Origin of the sequence: Lysinibacillus sp. RS11, from assembly GCF_042019215.1 — a bacterium.
GTDB classification, from domain to species: domain Bacteria; phylum Bacillota; class Bacilli; order Bacillales_A; family Planococcaceae; genus Lysinibacillus; species Lysinibacillus xylanilyticus_A.
Genome location: NZ_CP168124.1, coordinates 2,870,830 through 2,888,352 on the forward strand (window position 1 = coordinate 2,870,830; position 17,523 = coordinate 2,888,352).

Below are 17,523 nucleotides of genomic sequence, written 5' to 3' on the forward strand. Positions count from 1 at the left end.
CCCCTATTATAACACATCGCTTTTATTTCTCAAGAATTTATACCCCTATTACCCAGTATCTATGCTAAACCTGCTTGCTCAAACAATTCCTTTAACCTTGCATTTACATCTTCATGATCCTCGACCATTAAAATTCTCAATACAATCACGCCTTTTTAAAATATATCTCTCATACTATATAAAACTTAATTACATTTATAAAAATCTCACAAATAATCCCTCGTTTGAAATAAACTTAATAATTCTTCTGGAACTTGTACAGAATCCTTATAAAAAAGATAAACAGGAACACTAGGCAAATCTATTTCATCGAAAGGAACGATGTTAAACCGCCCTTCCATACGCTCTCTTCTAACAATCATCCGTGGCAAAAATGATATACCGAGCCCATCTTTTATTAAGCGCTTTACGACATAAGATTGAGATATGGAAACTTGCTTGGTAACTACATATTTTTCCTGTATTTTATGTAATAAATCCCCCCAAATAGTCGGATGATGGTGCGTAAATAACGTGTAGGTTTGAAATAATTCCTCATAATCAATATAAGCTCCTGTCTCATCATCACAAGCATCCAGTGGAATAACCAATTCTAAAGGACTCTCTACTACAAGCTCTTGACGCCAATGTCGATAATGAGTTGGCAATAAAGAAATACCAATATGTGCCTTGTCATTATGGATTAAATCTTCAATTTTTGCTGATTCCTCCACTAGAATAGATATTTCGATAGAAGGATTTTCATTGATAAACTGATAAATAACATGAGGCAATATTGTTTCCACCATTAAAGGGGTCATGGCAATAACTAGCTTTTCTTTAATTCCTTTCGTTGCTAACTGAAAACGTTCAATACTTTTTTCCCATTGAGAGATGATTTGCTGAGCTTCTATTAGAAAGAGCCTTCCCGCCTCCGTTAATTGCACACGATTTTTCTCACGTTTGAATAATTTTACATTCAAAGATCGTTCTAACTGATGAATATGGACTGTGATACTTGGCTGCGATAAATGTAATTCTTCTGCGGCCACTCGAAAATTACAATATTTAGCTGCTACTACAAAAGACTGTATCCATTTATAATCCAAAACCGCACCTCTTTCGATCAATTATGCCTCGGCATAATTGCGTCCGGAATCGGCTTTGTGCTTGCACAAAGCCGATTCCTTGACATCCGCCGGAGGCTTTAACTTCTTTCAGCGGATGTTTGAACATCCGCTGAAAGAAATTAATGTTTTTAATCAACTTCATTAACTATATTTAATTTACTAAATTATCCAATAATAATAAACTCTAAATTAGATAAATTAATTTTTTTCAAAGGGGAGAATCGTATGTTAGCTAAATTAAGTAAACAATTCCGTACTTTTGCAAAAAATGAATGTGAAAACTCAAGTCCACTTTATGAACATTTAGCAAATAAAATTGCTGATGATGATGAAATGTTAAAAATCGCCACATTCGTACCTCAAGGACAACCTGTACCTAATTTATTTTTAGCTGGGGTTCATTATTTACTGTCATCATCAAAAGACGAATTAGTTCATTTTTATCCATCCTTCACGACAACGCCAAAACCAATCAATGAAGTGTATCCTGTTTTTAAAGCGTTCGTTTTGTCACATTCAGACGAATTAAAGGCTTTATTTCAAGAGAAACTTGTCCAAACTAATGAAATTCGCCGTTGTTCATACCTTTATCCGATGATGACAGAAATCTATGAACGTCATCAAAAACCGTTAGCCTTCATAGAAATCGGAGCAAGTGCAGGACTTCAGCTCGGTATGGATCGATACAATTACTATTATAATGAAAAGCTTCACATAACTAATTCAGAGAATGCTTTCGTTTTGTCTTCAGAAAATCGTGGAGAATCGCTGCCAGCCTCTATAACGAACCCTCCTGTAGTTTGTCAAAGGATTGGCATCGATTTAAATCCTATTGATATCCATGATGAAGAAGAACTTCGATGGCTCCAAGCGTTAATTTGGCCAGAGCATCAAGAACGAAGACTTTTATTAAATCAAGCACTCCCTATTTTAAAAGAGCTCAATTTACAGCTGATGAAAGGAGATGCTATTAAACTTTTAAAGGAAATTAGTAGTGATATTAATCCAGATGCAATGTTAGTTGTCTATCATACTCATGTGGCCAATCAAATCCCAATGGAATTACGCCTTGAATTAATCGAACAATTAAAAGAGGTAAGCAAGGAACGACCGCTCTATCATTGTTATAACAATTTATTTGATTCACAACTGCATCAAGATTTTATTGATCAAGGAGAAATAGAATCTATACGAATCATGGAACGTCCGGATGGTCATGCGCGATGGTTCAAGTGGTCCAACCCAAAATAATAAGCACTGAAAAACGCTACATAAGATTTCCTCTCATGTAGCGTTTAAACTTTATTAAATACGTAATCTCTAAAAATCATATTCCGCATCTTTTTTCGCACGGATTGCTGTAAACGCATCAGCTACCATCACTGTATCCTCAGCTAAACGCTCAAGGCGGAATAGGACGTCATCATTCACAATTTCCTTCCGCAAAAAATCCTTCTCCTCTATAAATACATATGTTGGAACAATATGTGCTTTCATATAAGCAAGAATTGGCTTTAACTGCTGCTCAACCATTAGATAGTGTTTAGATGTGCCTGCTGTGACAACTATACTTACCACTTTATCACGAAAAGCATTGACTGGTAGTAAGTCAAAAATATTTTTCAACGTTGCCGGAATCGAAGCCTGAAATGTTGGTGTTCCAATGACAATTGCATCTGCAGACATAATTGTTTCGGTCACATATTTTGTATCCCCATCATATTCAAAATAATTTCGTCCATCACTGAATTGCATGTTGTATTCGGCAAGATCAAGTAACGATACTTCATGCTCTGGATATTTTTCTTGTAAAATTTCAACCACTTTACTAATAGCTGTTTTTGTTTTTGAGCCGACAATGGAACCAGCTAGTGCAACAATTTTCATACTGTCCCCCCCTTATTTCGCAGTATATTTTTTAATGGCAGGCAGAATATCGTTCCCGATAATTTCAATATTTTTCATCAATTTTTCAAATGGCACACCGCCAAAATCAATTTGTGCCATAAATCGTTGCATGCCAAATAGCTCGTATTGATACAGTAGCTTTTCAATAATTTGTTCCTTGCTTCCGACCATTAAGGCATCACGTGTATCTGGCGCTTGCGCGAACTGTTGCTTTGGATAACAGCCGCCACGAATTGCTTGGAAACCACCATTTATATGTGGATACATCCCTTGTAGTGCTTCTTTCGTCGTATCAGCAACATAGAAAAGGCTTGTTGTAGCAATCGGTAACTCTTTCGGATCAAAGCCACTTCGCTCTGCCGCTTCTCTATAGGCATCCACTGAAGGTTTAAAATTAACAGCTGGTCCGCCTAATGTCGTCAACATCATTGGGATGCCCATATAGCCTGCTTTAATGGCACTAGCAGGTGGTCCGCCAACAGCCCGCCAAATTGGCAACGAGCCATTTTTAGGTTGTGGCAAAATTTGCGCATTATGAAGCGGTGCACGGTATTGTCCTTCCCAAGTGATAAGCTCCTCTTCATTAATTTTTTTCAGCAGCTCTAATTTTTCCTCAAAAATTTCTTCATAATCCTGTAAATCAACGCCAAGTAAATGATATGCGCCAACACGAGAGCCACGCCCTGCAACGATTTCTGCACGTCCATCTGAAATTAAATCAATCGTCGCAAAATCCTCATATACACGTACAGGATCAGAGACACTCAGTACCGTTGCCGAGCTTGTTAATTTGATTGTCGATGTAGCTTGAGCGATCGCTCCTAATACAACCGTGTGTGCCTGTGTTGTAAAGTACGATTGATGACTTTCACCTACGCCAAATACATCAATACCTGCTTGCTCTGCTAGCTGGCTTACTTCAATTAGCTCCTGAATGCGTTGCTGAGCTGGAATACGTTCACCTGTTAAAGGATTTGGAATATGATCACCTAATGAATACAAGCCAAATTCAATGCCTTTTGATTGGTCAATACGATATTTTTCCATGTTCACGCTCTCTCCTTAATCTAGTGGCTCTAGAATGACCTCAATTTCAGCACGTTTTTCTTCTAAAAATGGAGGAAGATCGAGCTCTTTACCAAGATCCTCTACCGCCGCATCAACTGTAAACCCTGGGCCATCTGTTGCCATTTCAAATAAAATTCCATTACGATCTCTAAAATAAAGACTTTGGAAGTAATAACGATCCACTACTCCAGTACTATCTAAGCCCCGCTCCTTAATTTTGGTGTCCCATTCCTGCAATTCCTCGACGTTTGCGACACGTAGCGCAAGATGATGAATACTACCTCGGCCAGGTTTCTCACTCGGTCCTTCTAATTCTTTAACGACGATTTCTCCAAGTACTTCACCAGGTATAGATTGTAAAACTGCTTCTTTCTCGCCTTCTGCAACAACTGTGTAATTAAAAAGCCCTTTTAATAAATTCACTGTTCGTTGCAAGTAACGAACTGTAATTTCAACTGTACCCATTCCTAAAATGCGATGTTCTGTAGGAATTTCGGAGCCGTCCCATGGTTGCCAATGAGCCGGTTTTTCGTGACCATGGTAGTTTAAAAGCACCATTCGTAACCCTTCATGATCCTCAAAAAACAATGCATCTTTATCTGCATATGTGGAAATTTCACTATGTTCAACGTCTAGCTGTTGAAAACGATTTTTCCAATATTGCAGACTGTCATAGCTTGGCACTAGTAAGCCAATACGTGTGATGGCATTTGTGCCTCGAACGGTTCTTCCTGCTACAGGCATTTCAAAAAATGTTAATTCTGTACCTGCCGCCCCTGTTAAATCTCCATAAAATAGATGATACATGGATGGCGAATCTTGATTGACTGTTTTTTTCACACGACGTAATCCAAGAATCTTTGTATAAAAATCATTATTACGTTTGCCGTTTTTCGTTAGCATGGATATATGATGATGTCCGCTTAGTTTGTTCATTATATTTCCTCCTTGTTTTCACTTGATTAAGCAAGTGATAGTGTAAAAAAATCACGCTGGTGGTAATTTTTTTTCACGACTATGCTTTTCTATTTTTGACATAAGTGTATATAAAGATTTCATTTCTTCTTCTGTTAATATTTCTTCAAAAAATGAGGATTGAAAGTGAAGCTGACTTGGCGTCGCCGCATCAATCATCTGCTCGCCTTTAGCTGTGAGCGAGATTGTTTTCGTCTTCCAATTTTGCTTTCGCTCAATTAGTCCCTCTTTTTCAAGTCGAGCAAGCATTCGAGACATACCGCCTTGCGTGACTGTCACTTTTTCCGCTAATTGTGATTGCGTTAACGGTGCATAAGTCTTTATTTGTATAAGGACATCAAATTGTGCAGTCGTTAAGTCAAAGCGTTTTAAAAATTCATTGGATAGCTGGTTACTTTGATTTGTAAAGCGCATCATCCGAATCCATGTCAGAGATCCAAGTGTGTGTTTTCTCATCGCTTCATCCTCCTTTCAAATATCACTTTACTACGCAAGTAATAAACATGCAAGAAAAATATCTTGAATTCGAGATATTTTTTAGTGTGAAGATCACACTATATAATGCCATGCGTAGTAATTGGATATAAGTTTCCTTGAAAGGCAAACGAAATTCTCCCTGTTTCTTCAGACACCACTATGACGAGCGCATCACTTACTTCACTGAGCCCTAATGCTGCTCGATGTCTTGTGCCTAATTTCTTTTCTCCAACATCTCTCTCTGAAAGCGGCAGTACATTGGCTGCTGACTGAATTAAATTTTTGCTTACTAAAACTGCTCCATCGTGAAGCGGATTTCCAGGAAAAAAAATAGTTTCTAATAAGGAATGTGTTACTTCTGCGCCAATATGAATACCAGGCTGAATAAGAGACTTTAAAGAATCCTTTCGTTCAATCACAATTAATCCACCATGTTTTCTTGCAGACATATTTTGTACACTATGCGAAAGCTCAGGATATTTTTCAGTAAACGGGGAAAGATAGCAATTTAAATAAAACGTTGCAGCTTTCATTTCAATCGTGACAAACTTCTCTTTAATTTTTTCAAAGTCCCCAAGAAGACAGTTTGTATCAGTATCCATCGCATCTACACTTTGTTGTAATGAATTAATCACCTGCTGAAGCTCTTCCTTTAATGTTTGTTTCATTGGTGAAAAATCGCAATTCGTTGGATCCACGAAAACACCCCTTTCAAAAAATGTGAAACATCCCTTTCTGTAGTTTCCCTAAATGGAATTTTTTTATTCGCATTAGATTTGTTTAACAAACATAGTTACACCCATCTTTCAACCTGATAAACATAGAAAAGAGGAATCGTGGAATTATCTTTACGTAATTTTCGATTCCTTTTTTTAGATTAATAAAATAATATACCTCAGAGAGCTTGCGTATAAGGGAATTTAATAATAGAAAAAAACACGTGTATTTATTAGATATCTAATAAATACACGTGTTGTAATTTAACTTACATATGGCCAGCACGAATTTTCTTCACAATGCTGAATGTCGTGTAGGCAGCAGCTGGTGCAAGCACTACGATAAAAATAAGCCAAACCGTCAAGTTGTCCGTTGCTTTTAATGTGTCATAATTAGTTTTAACAAAAACAATAAGTCCAAATAGTAATAAATAGCTCAGCACATTTGGAAAAATAACGATTAAACGTAATAGTGCTGGTGGCATTTTTTGCTGATTCATATAAACCACTCCCCTTTATTCAATTATACGAAAATCTACTATTAACCGCATTATATTTCTTTAATATTCCAAATCCTTGTTTTCACTATCTATTTTTCAGACTTTATATTTGCCTGCTGATTGTTGTAAATTGTCTGCTGTTGTATTTAACCTATCAATAATTGATGTCATTTCATTCATATTTACTGCTTGATTTTTAGCCTTTTGTGCGACATCGGTGACACTTGCTGAAGTCTGTTTTGCCAATAATGATACATCTTCCATTGTAGCCGTGACTTCCTCTGTGCTGGCTGCGATTTCCTCTGTCGTACTCGATACTAAATCTACTTGATCTGCTATTACTTGGACATCATTGTTAATGCCTTCAAAAGATTGCTGTGCTTCATGGACAATAGTTCGACCAGCATTTAATACATCAGCAGTAGAATAAATGACTGATACAATGTTAGCTGTTTCCCTTTGTACATTCATCACAACTTGAGAAATACGCTCAGCCGCTAGTTTTGAATCCTCTGCCAATTTGCGAACTTCCTCTGCCACTACGGCAAATCCTTTACCCGCTTCACCAGCTCGTGCCGCTTCAATAGATGCATTTAGCGCCAATAAGTTTGTTTGTTCTGAAATTCCAGTAATGACATTTGTAAACTCACCAATCATGCCAGATAATTTTTCTAATTCCTTTGTACTTTCTACTGAAAGATTTGTCTTTTCATTAACTTCTACTAATTGCTTCTGTAACTTGTTCATAATTTGTAAGCCATTATTCGCATTTTCTTCTGTATTGCGAGAAATGGTAGAAATCTCAACAATGGATTCTGAAATATGTTGGATACTGCGTGCTAATTCTTCCATTGAAAGTGCGCTGTCTTCTGTATTTTGCTGTTGCGCACAAGATGCTTGAGCAACCTGACTAGATTCTTTCTGAATGATTTCAGATGAATCAAGTGTATGATGAGCATTTTCTTGAATTATGTATGTTGCCTCCTGAATTTGGCTAGCTTCCTGCTTCAATTCACGCATTATGAATTGAAAGTTTTCCATCATTCCGTTAAATGATACTACTAATTGACCAATCTCATCCTTAGAGTTTACATTTATTCGCTTAGTTAAATCCGCTTCGCCCTTACTAATTTCCTCAAGTGAATCGCGTACACTTACAATTCGGGAGACCTGTTTAGAAATAGAAAATCCAGTAATGATGAAAATGACACATACAACGATTAATGAAGCAATAATTGTTCCTATCAAAATATGTGAAAGTACTTCATTTGAAACAACGATAGCTAAATATGTACCATTTGATAACGGTTTTACGTATTGAGTAACACGAGTTCCATCATAACGTCCCGAAAAGTCAGATGCTTTTTGTGTTGAAAATGTAGCTGGTAAAAAACCAATATCCGCTAGATTTCTTTCTGCTGTAGCTGCTATTGCTTCGCCTTTGTCATTCACGACAGCTGCATAAAGGACCGTTGAGGATAATGATTTGTTAAGCTGATCAATGTAATATTCACTACCGATACTAGTCTCTAAATCTAATAGCTGCTGTCCTTGTCGAGCAACCTGTACAATTTGAGGTGTTGCTGGATTCCAACTACTTACCCCAACGAACTTGTAAAATTTATCGTCTACATCACGTATTTGCGCCTTCTGTACAATTTCTTTTGCACGTCCATCTACTAGCTGCATATATTCTGCTGCTTGTCCGTCTGGATCAGAACCGAAGTTAAAATCAATTGTCGGTGCTACAGAAGTGACGGTGGTATTTCCTTTATCATCCGTACTCCATATTTCATCAATGCCTCCACGTTCAGCAATCGCCTTCAAATCTTCATATGTAGCGCCTTTATCGATAATATAAGAAGCCATTACTGATTCAGCAATCATTTCCTTTTCCATTATTTCTTCCGCTTTTTCTCTTGATTGAATAGCACCCTCCATCCCCATAACAATGGAATTAGCGAGCGCCTCCCCGTTATTCTTTACACTTTTATATGTTGCTTGATAAATATAAACAGAAAATGCACCGATAATAATTACGACTATGCCCATGATTTCCAGCAACATTTTCCATTTCATTGTTTTCCCCATCTCAACAATACCCCCTAAAATATGCGATTATTTCCATTTCATCATACAATATCAATTTTAGGTTTTTCATTACTTTTCTTTCGAATTTAATATAATAATTTTCAATAATATAAAAATCGTCACAATTTTGTCATTTTAAAATCAGGAGAAAATACTTAGATAAAAAAGACTATAAAACAAACAACTTTTCAAAAGAGAAATAAAGACAATAGCGTAACATATATAAGACGTTTTTAACAAAATATAAATAATTAACGAATGAAATCCCACTAGTCTTAAAGTGCTAATTTAAAGAAAAGAACCTTTTAAATGACGAATCATCTAAAAGGTTCTCCCTTATCAATAATGTTATTCTAGGATAATTTATTGTTGTGCCATGTAAACACTGATTGATCAGATGTTAGGTAGGTCTGTGGGAAAATCTCCTGTGCATCTGCTAATAATAGTGGTAAATCGTGAGGTAAGAAGCGGGCACTTAAATGGTTCAGAAGTAAATAGTTTGCTCCTGCTTGTTGTGCCACCTTTGCCGCTTCGAGATTTGTAGAGTGTCCGTAGCTGGCTGCTAAATCTGTCGTAGTGCCATCAAAAGTCGCTTCATGAATAACGATATCTGCACCATTGGCTAATAAAATTGCCTCTTCGCAATATTTTGTATCTCCTAAAATAGTGAGCGTAAAGCCTTTTTTCGGCGGAGCAACAACATCTTGCGCATGAACAATGGTGCCATCCTCTAGTACAATATCTTTCCCACTTTTTAATTGTCCTAGCAGAGGACCTTTTGGAACACCAAGAGCTTGAGCTTTTCCCATTAATAACTCACCAGGCAAATCCTTTTGCTCAATACGGTACCCAAAGCATGGAACTACATGCCGCAATTCACTTGCGCTTACAGTAAAATGTTCATCTTCATAAATTACACCTTCATGGACTTCAACAAATTGTAATGGATATGTTAAATGCGTCTTTGACAAGGCAAAGGTTTGCTCGATCCATTGCTGTAAACCTTGCGGGCCAAAAATTGTTAATGGCTCATCCCCACCTTGAAATGAACGAGAGCTTAAAAAACCAGGTAATCCAAAAATATGGTCACCGTGTAAATGTGTAATGAATATTTTTGTTACTTTACGTGGCTTTAACGATGTATGCAATATTTGATGTTGAGTCGCCTCCCCACAATCAAAAAGCCACATTTCGCCCACTTCATCTAAAAGCTTTACCATCAGGGCACTTGTATTTCGTTCCTTTGAAGGCATTCCTGCGCCTGTCCCTAAAAAATGTAGTTGCACATATGCCACCTCATTTCTATTTCTATGGCTTTATTGTACCCTATCGTTGACAATAAGAAAAACCTTTGGTGACTAGCTTTCCAAAGGTTTTAATATTATTTTGGTTCCCATGATACGAGTGCAGCATGGAAATCATGACGATAATAATAACGTCCGTTCTTTTCCTCAATAAACGGCAAGAGCGCCTCCTCAACATGTGCTCTATTAAAAGTATCATTTAATATTTTTTTACTTTGTGTTGTTACAAGCTGCTCATAGCTTTCATATTCATACACTCGTTCTAATGGGATGATTTTGCACTCTGCATAAATATCCATCTCATATAGCAAATTTAAAAATTCTATATAATCTCTTCGTGGAAATTTAATATCGTAGCCATACTTTTCGTATAAAATTTCATAATGGGGCTGTATCGGCCCTGTTGTCATGCCAATAATTGCACGCTTTTTAGCAAGACGATTCATATGATAAAGTGCTGATTTGATTTCATACATACGATAAAAGCAATTGACCCCAATCACGATATCATGAGCTTCTACCTCATTCTCAGCAAGGCTTTCCCATTTCGCATGAATATAAGACACATGCTGCTTATCCTGCATGCAATTTTGTAAATAGCTAAGGATGCTTTCGGAGCTATCTATACAAGTTAGCTGTCGCACATTATTAGCTAGAGGAAACGTATAATTGCCCCAGCCTGGACCAATTTCCAATACAGAGTGCTCCGGCTCAATACTTTTATTTATTTCTTGAAAAATTCTTGCAGCATAAGGATCTGTCTGTCCCGTTTTCTTTCGGGCAATTGACTGCGCCCAAAATTGCTCCTCTAACTGATCATTAACCATTCTTTCGGGCATATGACCATACCAGTCCTTCATACCTTCCTGCCATAATGCCTCATAATTAATAGCTAACGGTCCTTTTCTTGTCATACAGATACCTCTATATTCATGATTTCGTATACTTTTTTCATATCGAGATTCGCGCGCACATGCTTTGCTAGCATATTGTAAGCGTCCTCTCTACGTTCTGCGTCACTTTTCACATCGCTAGGTAGAGCATGAAGCCCTTTTTTCACGCGTATGTCATTGACAAGCTGTCGTGTAAAGGTGCGATTATGGAATAAGCCATGGAAGTATGTTCCGATAACTTGATCATCAGCACTTACCGCTCCATCCACTCGCCCATCTGCAAGTTGTAAAAATGGTGACACTTCGTTACGCAAAATCTTTGTACGTCCAAGATGAATTTCATAGCCAGTAAACGTATCTTGTCCTCTTGTTCCTGTCATTTGAACCGTTTTTTTATCACCAACAAAAACAGTTTCCATTGGCAATAACCCTAGACCTTGTGCAGAATCGCCGTTCCCTTCAACTGCATCAGGGTCTAATAACGTTTCACCGAGCATTTGGAAGCCACCGCAAATGCCAATAATTTTTGTCCCTCGTTGACGTAAATTAGTTATCGCTTGATCAAAGCCTTGCTCCTTTAACCATACTAAATCATCCATTGTACTTTTTGTTCCAGGTAGTATAAGTAAGTCAGGCGTACCAAGCTCATTGACATTGCCGATTAATCGTACACCAACCTCTGGCTCATCAAAAAATGGATCAACATCCGTAAAATTTGAAATACGTGGCAAGCGAATCATTGCTACATCCACAGAGAATTCCCCTGGCTTTGGCTTTTTAAAGCGTAATGAAGAGAGTGCCAACGAATCCTCAGCTTCAATATTGACCTCTACATACGGCACAACACCAAGTACAGGAATGCCAGTTTCACGCTCTACCCATTCAATACCATCATCGAGTAATTCACGCATTCCTCTAAATTTATTAATGATGAGACCCTTTACACGTGCACGTTCTGCATCGTCAAGCAACGCGAGTGTTCCAACAATCGATGCAAATACACCACCTCGATCGATATCGGCAACTAGCACAACTGCAGCATCTGCTAAATGGGCCATTCGCATATTTGCAATATCACGATCCTTTAAATTGATCTCTGCCGGGCTTCCTGCTCCTTCAAGGACAATGACATCATATGTATTTTGTAAAGTTCTCACAGACTTTCCAACAATCGGCATCGCTTCTTGTACAAATTGATTACGATAGCTTTTAGCGTCCATATTTAAAAAATGCTTGCCATGAACAATCACTTCTGAAACCATATCCTGCTTCGGTTTAAGCAATATAGGATTCATATCCGTAGTGGCGACAACGCGTGCCGCCTCTGCTTGTACCCCCTGTGCACGGCCGATTTCTCCACCATCATGCGTTACAAATGAATTCAAGGCCATATTTTGCGATTTAAACGGTACTACCTTTAGCCCATCATCTGAGAAAATACGGCACAGCGCAGTACAGATCATACTTTTCCCAACATCAGAAGCCGTTCCTTGAATCATAATAGATTTTGCTGGCATAGTCTTTTTCCTCCGTATCTATAGTTGAAGCGTAGGTACTCAGCTTCTTAGCGCGGGGATTCTCTTCGCTTCCGCGGGTATTTCCCTCCGAATCGCGGATATTCTCTTCACTTTCGCGGGTATTTCCCTCTAAAGCGCGGATATTCTCCTTGCCTCCGCGGGTATTTCCCCTAAAGCGGGGATATTCTCTTCGCTTCCGCGGGTATCCCCCCCCAAAGCGCGGATATTCCCTTCGCTTCCGCGGGTATTTCCCTCTAAAGCGCGGATATTCTCTTCACTTCCGCGGGTATTTCCCTCCGAATCGCGGATATTCTCTTCGCTTCTGCGGGTATCCCCCCAAGCGCGGATATTCTCTTCGCTTCTGCGGGTATTTCCCTCCGAATCGCGGATATTCTCTTCGCTTCCTTCCGCGGGTATTTCCCCCCGAATCGCGGATATTCTCTTCGCTTCTGCGGGTATCCCCCCAAGCGCGGATATTCCCTTCGCTTCCGCGGGTATTTCCCTCCGAATCGCGGATATTCCCTTCGCTTCCGCGGGTATTTCCACCTGAAACGCGGATATTCTCCTTGCTTCCGCGGGTATGTCTCCCCGAATCGCGGATATTCTCCTCACTTTCGCGGGTATTTCCCTCTAAAGCGCGGATATTCTCTTCGCTTCCGCGGGTATTTCCCTCCGAATCGCGGATATTCTCTTCGCTTCCGCGGGTATTTCCCTCCGAATCGCGGATATTCTCTTCGCTTCTGCGGGTATCCCCCCCAAGCGCGGATATTCCCTTCGCTTCCGCGGGTATTTCCCTCCGAATCGCGGATATTCTCTTCGCTTCCGCGGGTATTTCCACCTGAATCGCGGATATTCTCCTCGCTTCCGCGGGTATTTCCCTCTAAAGCGCGGATATTCTCTTCGCTTCCGCGGGTATTTCCACCTGAAACGCGGATATTCTCCTTGCTTCCGCGGGTATTTCCCTCCGATGCGCGGATATTCTCCTTGCCTCCGCGGGTATTTCCCCCCGAATCGCGGATATTCTCCTTATTAATAACTGCTTAGAATTCTAGGCCCTTGACTGCTGGAATTCCTTCGTCATAATAATGCTTTGTCGCATCAATGTTCGATACTAAATCTGCCATCGCGATAAGTGCTGGATTTGCGCTTCGTCCGGTAACTACTAAATGCATTGTCGATGGACGTTGTTGAATGGCTTCTATGATTTCGGCTAGTGGTAGCACATCATCAATAGGGAATTTTGTTATTGCCAGTGCATTATTCAGCTCGTCTAGTACGAGTAAATCAATATTGTCGTCTTGCAATGCTGCTTTTGTTTTCTTCCATGCTTTTGCTAAGGCAGCACGATGCTCTTCCGGTGTTTTTGTCCAAGTGAAGCCAATGCCCATCTGCTCCATTTCTACGCCAAGCTTACGAAGTGCGATTTGCTCTCCGTATGTACGCTCTGGTGATTTAATAAACTGCATATAGCGTACATTTAGACCTCGACCAATTGCGCGCAGTGTGACACCTAGAGAAGCTGTTGTTTTGCCCTTCCCTTCACCTGTATAAACTAAAAACAAGCCTTTTCTAGCCATTGTTCAAGCCTCCCTTAAAGCCATGTTGTTTTTTCTTCAAATGGTGTGCGTTTCTTGTCTTTAAGCTCCTGCTCTTCTGGATAGCCAATAAAAATAGTACCTACTACTTTTTGTGATTCATTCGCTCCGATAAATGCATGCATTCTTGCATCATGAACAAGCCCTACTCCGCGTGTACGCCATACAAAGCCAAGTCCTAGCTCCTCCGCAGCAAGCCACATCGACATGATCGCACTACATACAGCAAAGACATTATCCTCTGTCGCATCAGCATCATCTTCCACCATATCTGCCGTAACAACAATGGCAACAGGTGTCGTTTGCACAACTTTTAATGAACTTTCTACTAAATTTGGCTTTGTTGGGAATCGCTCCTGTAAATAAGCATTAGCCATTTCCTCATAGCGTTTCATCGCTTCGCCTTGAATAACATAAAAATGCCAAGGCTCGCGCATACGGTCATTTGGAGCATAGGTAGCTGCTTGTAATATTTTCTTGATTTTCTCTTGTTCAACAGGCTGTGTCGTGTAATTGCGAATCGCCCGACGATTTTTTAAAGCCTCAATTACTGGCATGATGTTTCCTCCTTTGTTAAAATCTTTGCCCTCATTTCATTACGATAAAGCAAGTCCCTGCTCTTCAAACCATTTAATTTTCTCGCGGACATTTACTACTTCACCCACAACAATCATGGAAGGATTATGATAGCCTTCACGTTCAATAATGTTGGCTATTTCATCGAGCTGACCTGTAATGGTACGTTGTTGATCTGTTGTTCCCCATTCAATCACTGCTACTGGGGTAGTTGGCTTACGACCATTTTCGACGAGCTTTTTAGTTATATAAGCAATATTGCCAACACTCATATAAAAGGCAACTGTATCAATACCTGTTGCAAGTGCAGACCAATTTAAAAAGTCCTGTCCTTTTTCCTCACGACCATGCCCTGTTACTAGAGCAAAGCTTGTCGCAAAGTCTCGGTGTGTTACAGGTATACCTGCATATGCTGGCGCAGCAATTCCTGCAGTAATACCAGGGACGATTTCATAAGCAATACCATGATTTTTTAAGATTTCGGCTTCCTCTGCGCCGCGACCAAAAACAAATGGATCGCCACCCTTTAATCGTGTGACAATCTTGCCTTCTTGTGCTTTTTCGACAAGTAATGTATGAATCTCATCTTGAATGAGGTGATGCTTACCAGGTAATTTACCACAGTACACAAGCTCAGCATCTTTTTTTGCAAACTCTAGCAATTTAGGATTCACAAGACGATCATACGCAATGACATCAGCCTTTTGAATACATTCTAGCCCGTACACTGTAATGAGCTTTGGATCTCCTGGTCCAGCTCCAACTAAATACACTATTCCGTCTTTCATCGCGCTTCTCCCATCAGTAATTGTTGTAAATAAGCTTCGCGTCTATCAATCTCTCCACTACGTGTCCATTCTAGTAAGCTCGGTTCAAGTAATGCTTGTAATAAAGCACGTCTTTGTGGACCTTTCTCAAACTTAGCAGCAATCATTAAACGTGCCTGCTGCAAGAAGCATACATAGTCATCATAAATCTTATCAAATTGCTCTTCGAGATCCGCTTTGATTTTACGCGCTAGTGATGGACTGGCACCTGACGTTGATACAGTTAACACTAATGGACCACGGCGCACTGTTGCTGGCGTTATAAAATCGCTCTCCGCTTGTGCATCAGTACGATTGATTAGCTGCCAATGCTGTGCTGCTTCTTGTACAGCTTCATTTATTGTCGTATCATTTGTTGCCGCAATGATGAGAATTGCATCATCTAAATCACGTGGTTCAAATGCTTTTTCACGCCATGTAATTTGACCTGATTCAGCAAGAGGTAGTAATGAATCATCTAGGGTTGGACTTACTATAACAATATTTGCTTTAGCCGGAAGCAGTGATGCTACCTTCTGTGTTGCTACGTGACCTCCACCAACGATTACTACCGTTTTATATTCAACATTAATATGAATAGGAAAATAATTAGTCATAATTTTTCACCTTCTTACAAGCTGTTAACCAGTTGTCAACAAGTTTTGGGTTAGATACAAAATGAAAATGCGTATAGCCAGCCACTAGATTTCCTGCTTGGTAGCCCTCTTGTTTGTTACCAAATCGCCCTTTCGTTTGGTAAGCTGGTGTGTTATGTGTGCCGCTATACTTTGAATAGTGGAATTCATGTCCCTTTGCCTCTTCATCCGTACCAATTAAGAAATTACCTTGTGTGCCAAAGATTTCACGGTAACCAAGGGCTGCTAATTTTGTTTGCATTGCTACTTCACCTGGAATAACACCTACCATGTCATAACGGTCCCCATTACTATTCGTAATAGCCTCCGTCAAGTACATATAGCCCCCACACTCTGCTAATGTTGGTAACCCTTTGTCGATTGCTTCACGAATAGATTTTTTTACAGCAGTATTTTTTGCCAGGATATCAGCAAATTCCTCTGGGAAGCCCCCACCTATATACAATCCATCTGCTTCAGCTGGAACAGGTTCATTTGCTAGTGGAGAGAAAAATTGCAGTGTTGCTCCCTTTGCACGTAACAGTGCCAAATTTTCTTCATAATAGAAGTTAAACGCGGCATCCTTTGCTACAGCAATGCAGATATTTTGAGAGGGTTCTTCCACAAATAGTTGCCCTGATTCTTGTAAAACAGGAGCCTTTGTTAATGCAAGTAATTGATCTAAATCAATCGTCTCTGCCATTAATGAGCCTAGCTTTTCAAAAAATGTATCGAGTTCTCCTCGTTCAATCGCAGGCACTAATCCTAAATGACGACTAGGAATATCAATCCCTACCTCACGCTTCAAGTATCCGATAACAGGGATTCCACATTCCTGCTCAATGGCAGCTTTCGCAATTTCATAATGTCCGACACTACCGACCTGATTGGCAATAACACCAACGATATTCGGCTTATCAGACAACAATTGGAAGCCTTTCACAACCGCTGCTACACTTCGTGCCATACTTGCACAATTGACAATTAAAATAACAGGGCTCTCTGTTACTACACTAATGTCCGCTGCAGAACCTTCATCAGATAATGGACTTTTACCATCATAAAAGCCCATAACGCCTTCAATAATTGAAACATCCGCATCAACGCTTGCGCGCGCAACAATATCACGCACGGCTTCATGTGAAAACATCCAGCTATCGATATTGCGCGATACCCGTCCTGTTACGGCAGTATGATACGTTGGATCAATATAATCGGGACCACATTTAAAGCCCTGCACAGTCTTGCCCTTTTCTTGTAATGCTTTCATGAGTCCAATGGTAAAAGTCGTTTTACCAACTCCACTGCCAGTACCAGCAAGTACAAAGCGATTTGTTTGCATAGGCTTCCTCC

General features: G+C 39.6%; 17 protein-coding genes and 1 pseudogene. 1 reads left to right on the forward strand and 17 read right to left on the reverse strand.

Annotated elements, in window-relative coordinates:
* Nucleotides 1–206: 206 nt before the first annotated feature.
* Nucleotides 207–1,088 carry a LysR family transcriptional regulator gene (locus AB9L17_RS14765; RefSeq protein WP_223553295.1) on the reverse strand — a complete coding sequence of 294 codons (882 nt, stop codon included), beginning with the start codon at nt 1,086–1,088 and terminating at the stop codon, nt 207–209.
* Between the two features lie 246 nt (nt 1,089–1,334).
* Between AB9L17_RS14765 and AB9L17_RS14770 the strand changes: the two genes are divergently transcribed.
* Entirely contained in the window at nt 1,335–2,360 is a 1,026-nt protein-coding gene (locus tag AB9L17_RS14770) for a DUF2332 domain-containing protein (RefSeq protein WP_375199329.1), read from the forward strand.
* Nucleotides 2,361–2,429: 69 nt separating this feature from the next.
* Here the strand turns inward: AB9L17_RS14770 and AB9L17_RS14775 are convergent, their stop codons facing one another.
* The 16 genes and pseudogenes from AB9L17_RS14775 to AB9L17_RS14850 form a co-directional block, all read right to left on the reverse strand.
* Nucleotides 2,430–2,996, reverse strand: coding sequence for an NADPH-dependent FMN reductase (locus AB9L17_RS14775; protein ID WP_375199330.1), 567 nt, complete (start codon nt 2,994–2,996; stop codon nt 2,430–2,432).
* 12 nt (nt 2,997–3,008) lie between these two features.
* Entirely contained in the window at nt 3,009–4,064 is a 1,056-nt protein-coding gene (locus tag AB9L17_RS14780) for an LLM class flavin-dependent oxidoreductase (protein ID WP_375199331.1), read from the reverse strand.
* 15 nt (nt 4,065–4,079) lie between these two features.
* Nucleotides 4,080–5,021, reverse strand: a complete 942-nt coding sequence (locus tag AB9L17_RS14785; protein ID WP_068984689.1) for a ring-cleaving dioxygenase — start codon at nt 5,019–5,021, stop codon at nt 4,080–4,082.
* 51 nt (nt 5,022–5,072) lie between these two features.
* On the reverse strand, nt 5,073–5,516 hold the full coding sequence (locus tag AB9L17_RS14790; RefSeq protein WP_375199332.1) for a MarR family winged helix-turn-helix transcriptional regulator: 444 nt from the start codon (nt 5,514–5,516) through the stop codon (nt 5,073–5,075).
* A gap of 98 nt (nt 5,517–5,614) precedes the next feature.
* Complete coding sequence (gene cdaS / locus AB9L17_RS14795) at nt 5,615–6,235, reverse strand: sporulation-specific diadenylate cyclase CdaS (RefSeq protein ID WP_083227000.1); 621 nt, start codon at nt 6,233–6,235, stop codon at nt 5,615–5,617.
* Nucleotides 6,236–6,522: 287 nt separating this feature from the next.
* Nucleotides 6,523–6,753, reverse strand: coding sequence for an acyl-phosphate glycerol 3-phosphate acyltransferase (locus tag AB9L17_RS14800; protein WP_068984691.1), 231 nt, complete (start codon nt 6,751–6,753; stop codon nt 6,523–6,525).
* A gap of 96 nt (nt 6,754–6,849) precedes the next feature.
* The gene (locus AB9L17_RS14805) at nt 6,850–7,797 is read right to left on the reverse strand and encodes a methyl-accepting chemotaxis protein (protein WP_375200800.1); all 948 of its coding nucleotides are present in this window, start codon (nt 7,795–7,797) and stop codon (nt 6,850–6,852) included.
* Nucleotides 7,798–8,844, reverse strand: a pseudogene (locus tag AB9L17_RS14810) (HAMP domain-containing protein); the annotation flags it as partial. It lies immediately after the preceding gene.
* Between the two features lie 353 nt (nt 8,845–9,197).
* On the reverse strand, nt 9,198–10,130 hold the full coding sequence (gene rnz, locus AB9L17_RS14815) for a ribonuclease Z (protein ID WP_068984693.1): 933 nt from the start codon (nt 10,128–10,130) through the stop codon (nt 9,198–9,200).
* Between the two features lie 95 nt (nt 10,131–10,225).
* The gene (locus AB9L17_RS14820) at nt 10,226–11,062 is read right to left on the reverse strand and encodes a class I SAM-dependent methyltransferase (RefSeq protein WP_375199333.1); all 837 of its coding nucleotides are present in this window, start codon (nt 11,060–11,062) and stop codon (nt 10,226–10,228) included.
* Nucleotides 11,059–12,558 (reverse strand): cobyric acid synthase, encoded by a 1,500-nt coding sequence (locus AB9L17_RS14825; RefSeq protein ID WP_375199334.1) that lies wholly within the window; start codon nt 12,556–12,558, stop codon nt 11,059–11,061. Before AB9L17_RS14825 ends, AB9L17_RS14820 begins: the two co-directional genes overlap by 4 nt.
* Nucleotides 12,559–13,598: 1,040 nt before the next feature.
* A complete protein-coding gene (locus AB9L17_RS14830; RefSeq protein WP_068984697.1) occupies nt 13,599–14,135 on the reverse strand; it encodes a cob(I)yrinic acid a,c-diamide adenosyltransferase in 537 nt (178 codons plus the stop codon).
* A 14-nt stretch (nt 14,136–14,149) separates the two neighbouring features.
* On the reverse strand, nt 14,150–14,710 hold the full coding sequence (locus AB9L17_RS14835; RefSeq protein WP_375199335.1) for a nitroreductase family protein: 561 nt from the start codon (nt 14,708–14,710) through the stop codon (nt 14,150–14,152).
* A gap of 39 nt (nt 14,711–14,749) precedes the next feature.
* Nucleotides 14,750–15,517: a uroporphyrinogen-III C-methyltransferase gene (gene cobA, locus AB9L17_RS14840; protein ID WP_375199336.1), complete on the reverse strand. Its 768-nt coding sequence runs from the start codon at nt 15,515–15,517 to the stop codon at nt 14,750–14,752.
* Entirely contained in the window at nt 15,514–16,152 is a 639-nt protein-coding gene (locus tag AB9L17_RS14845) for a precorrin-2 dehydrogenase/sirohydrochlorin ferrochelatase family protein (RefSeq protein WP_375199337.1), read from the reverse strand. The genes cobA and AB9L17_RS14845 overlap by 4 nt, the downstream gene beginning before the upstream one ends.
* Nucleotides 16,145–17,512: a cobyrinate a,c-diamide synthase gene (locus AB9L17_RS14850; RefSeq protein WP_375199338.1), complete on the reverse strand. Its 1,368-nt coding sequence runs from the start codon at nt 17,510–17,512 to the stop codon at nt 16,145–16,147. The genes AB9L17_RS14845 and AB9L17_RS14850 overlap by 8 nt, the downstream gene beginning before the upstream one ends.
* Between the last annotated feature and the right edge of the window lie 11 nt (nt 17,513–17,523).

Excerpts from the sequence above, each read along its gene's own strand:
- AB9L17_RS14770 (WP_375199329.1), top strand. The coding sequence starts at position 1,335 with ATGTTAGCTAAATTAAGTAAACAATTCCGTACTTTTGCAAAAAATGAA.
- AB9L17_RS14775 (WP_375199330.1), bottom strand. The coding sequence starts at position 2,996 with ATGAAAATTGTTGCACTAGCTGGTTCCATTGTCGGCTCAAAAACAAAA.
- AB9L17_RS14780 (WP_375199331.1), bottom strand. The coding sequence starts at position 4,064 with ATGGAAAAATATCGTATTGACCAATCAAAAGGCATTGAATTTGGCTTG.
- AB9L17_RS14785 (WP_068984689.1), bottom strand. The coding sequence starts at position 5,021 with ATGAACAAACTAAGCGGACATCATCATATATCCATGCTAACGAAAAAC.
- AB9L17_RS14790 (WP_375199332.1), bottom strand. The coding sequence starts at position 5,516 with ATGAGAAAACACACACTTGGATCTCTGACATGGATTCGGATGATGCGC.
- AB9L17_RS14800 (WP_068984691.1), bottom strand. The coding sequence starts at position 6,753 with ATGAATCAGCAAAAAATGCCACCAGCACTATTACGTTTAATCGTTATT.
- AB9L17_RS14805 (WP_375200800.1), bottom strand. The coding sequence starts at position 7,797 with ATGATGGAAAACTTTCAATTCATAATGCGTGAATTGAAGCAGGAAGCT.
- AB9L17_RS14820 (WP_375199333.1), bottom strand. The coding sequence starts at position 11,062 with ATGACAAGAAAAGGACCGTTAGCTATTAATTATGAGGCATTATGGCAG.
- AB9L17_RS14825 (WP_375199334.1), bottom strand. The coding sequence starts at position 12,558 with ATGCCAGCAAAATCTATTATGATTCAAGGAACGGCTTCTGATGTTGGG.
- AB9L17_RS14830 (WP_068984697.1), bottom strand. The coding sequence starts at position 14,135 with ATGGCTAGAAAAGGCTTGTTTTTAGTTTATACAGGTGAAGGGAAGGGC.
- AB9L17_RS14835 (WP_375199335.1), bottom strand. The coding sequence starts at position 14,710 with ATGCCAGTAATTGAGGCTTTAAAAAATCGTCGGGCGATTCGCAATTAC.
- cobA (WP_375199336.1), bottom strand. The coding sequence starts at position 15,517 with ATGAAAGACGGAATAGTGTATTTAGTTGGAGCTGGACCAGGAGATCCA.
- AB9L17_RS14845 (WP_375199337.1), bottom strand. The coding sequence starts at position 16,152 with ATGACTAATTATTTTCCTATTCATATTAATGTTGAATATAAAACGGTA.
- AB9L17_RS14850 (WP_375199338.1), bottom strand. The coding sequence starts at position 17,512 with ATGCAAACAAATCGCTTTGTACTTGCTGGTACTGGCAGTGGAGTTGGT.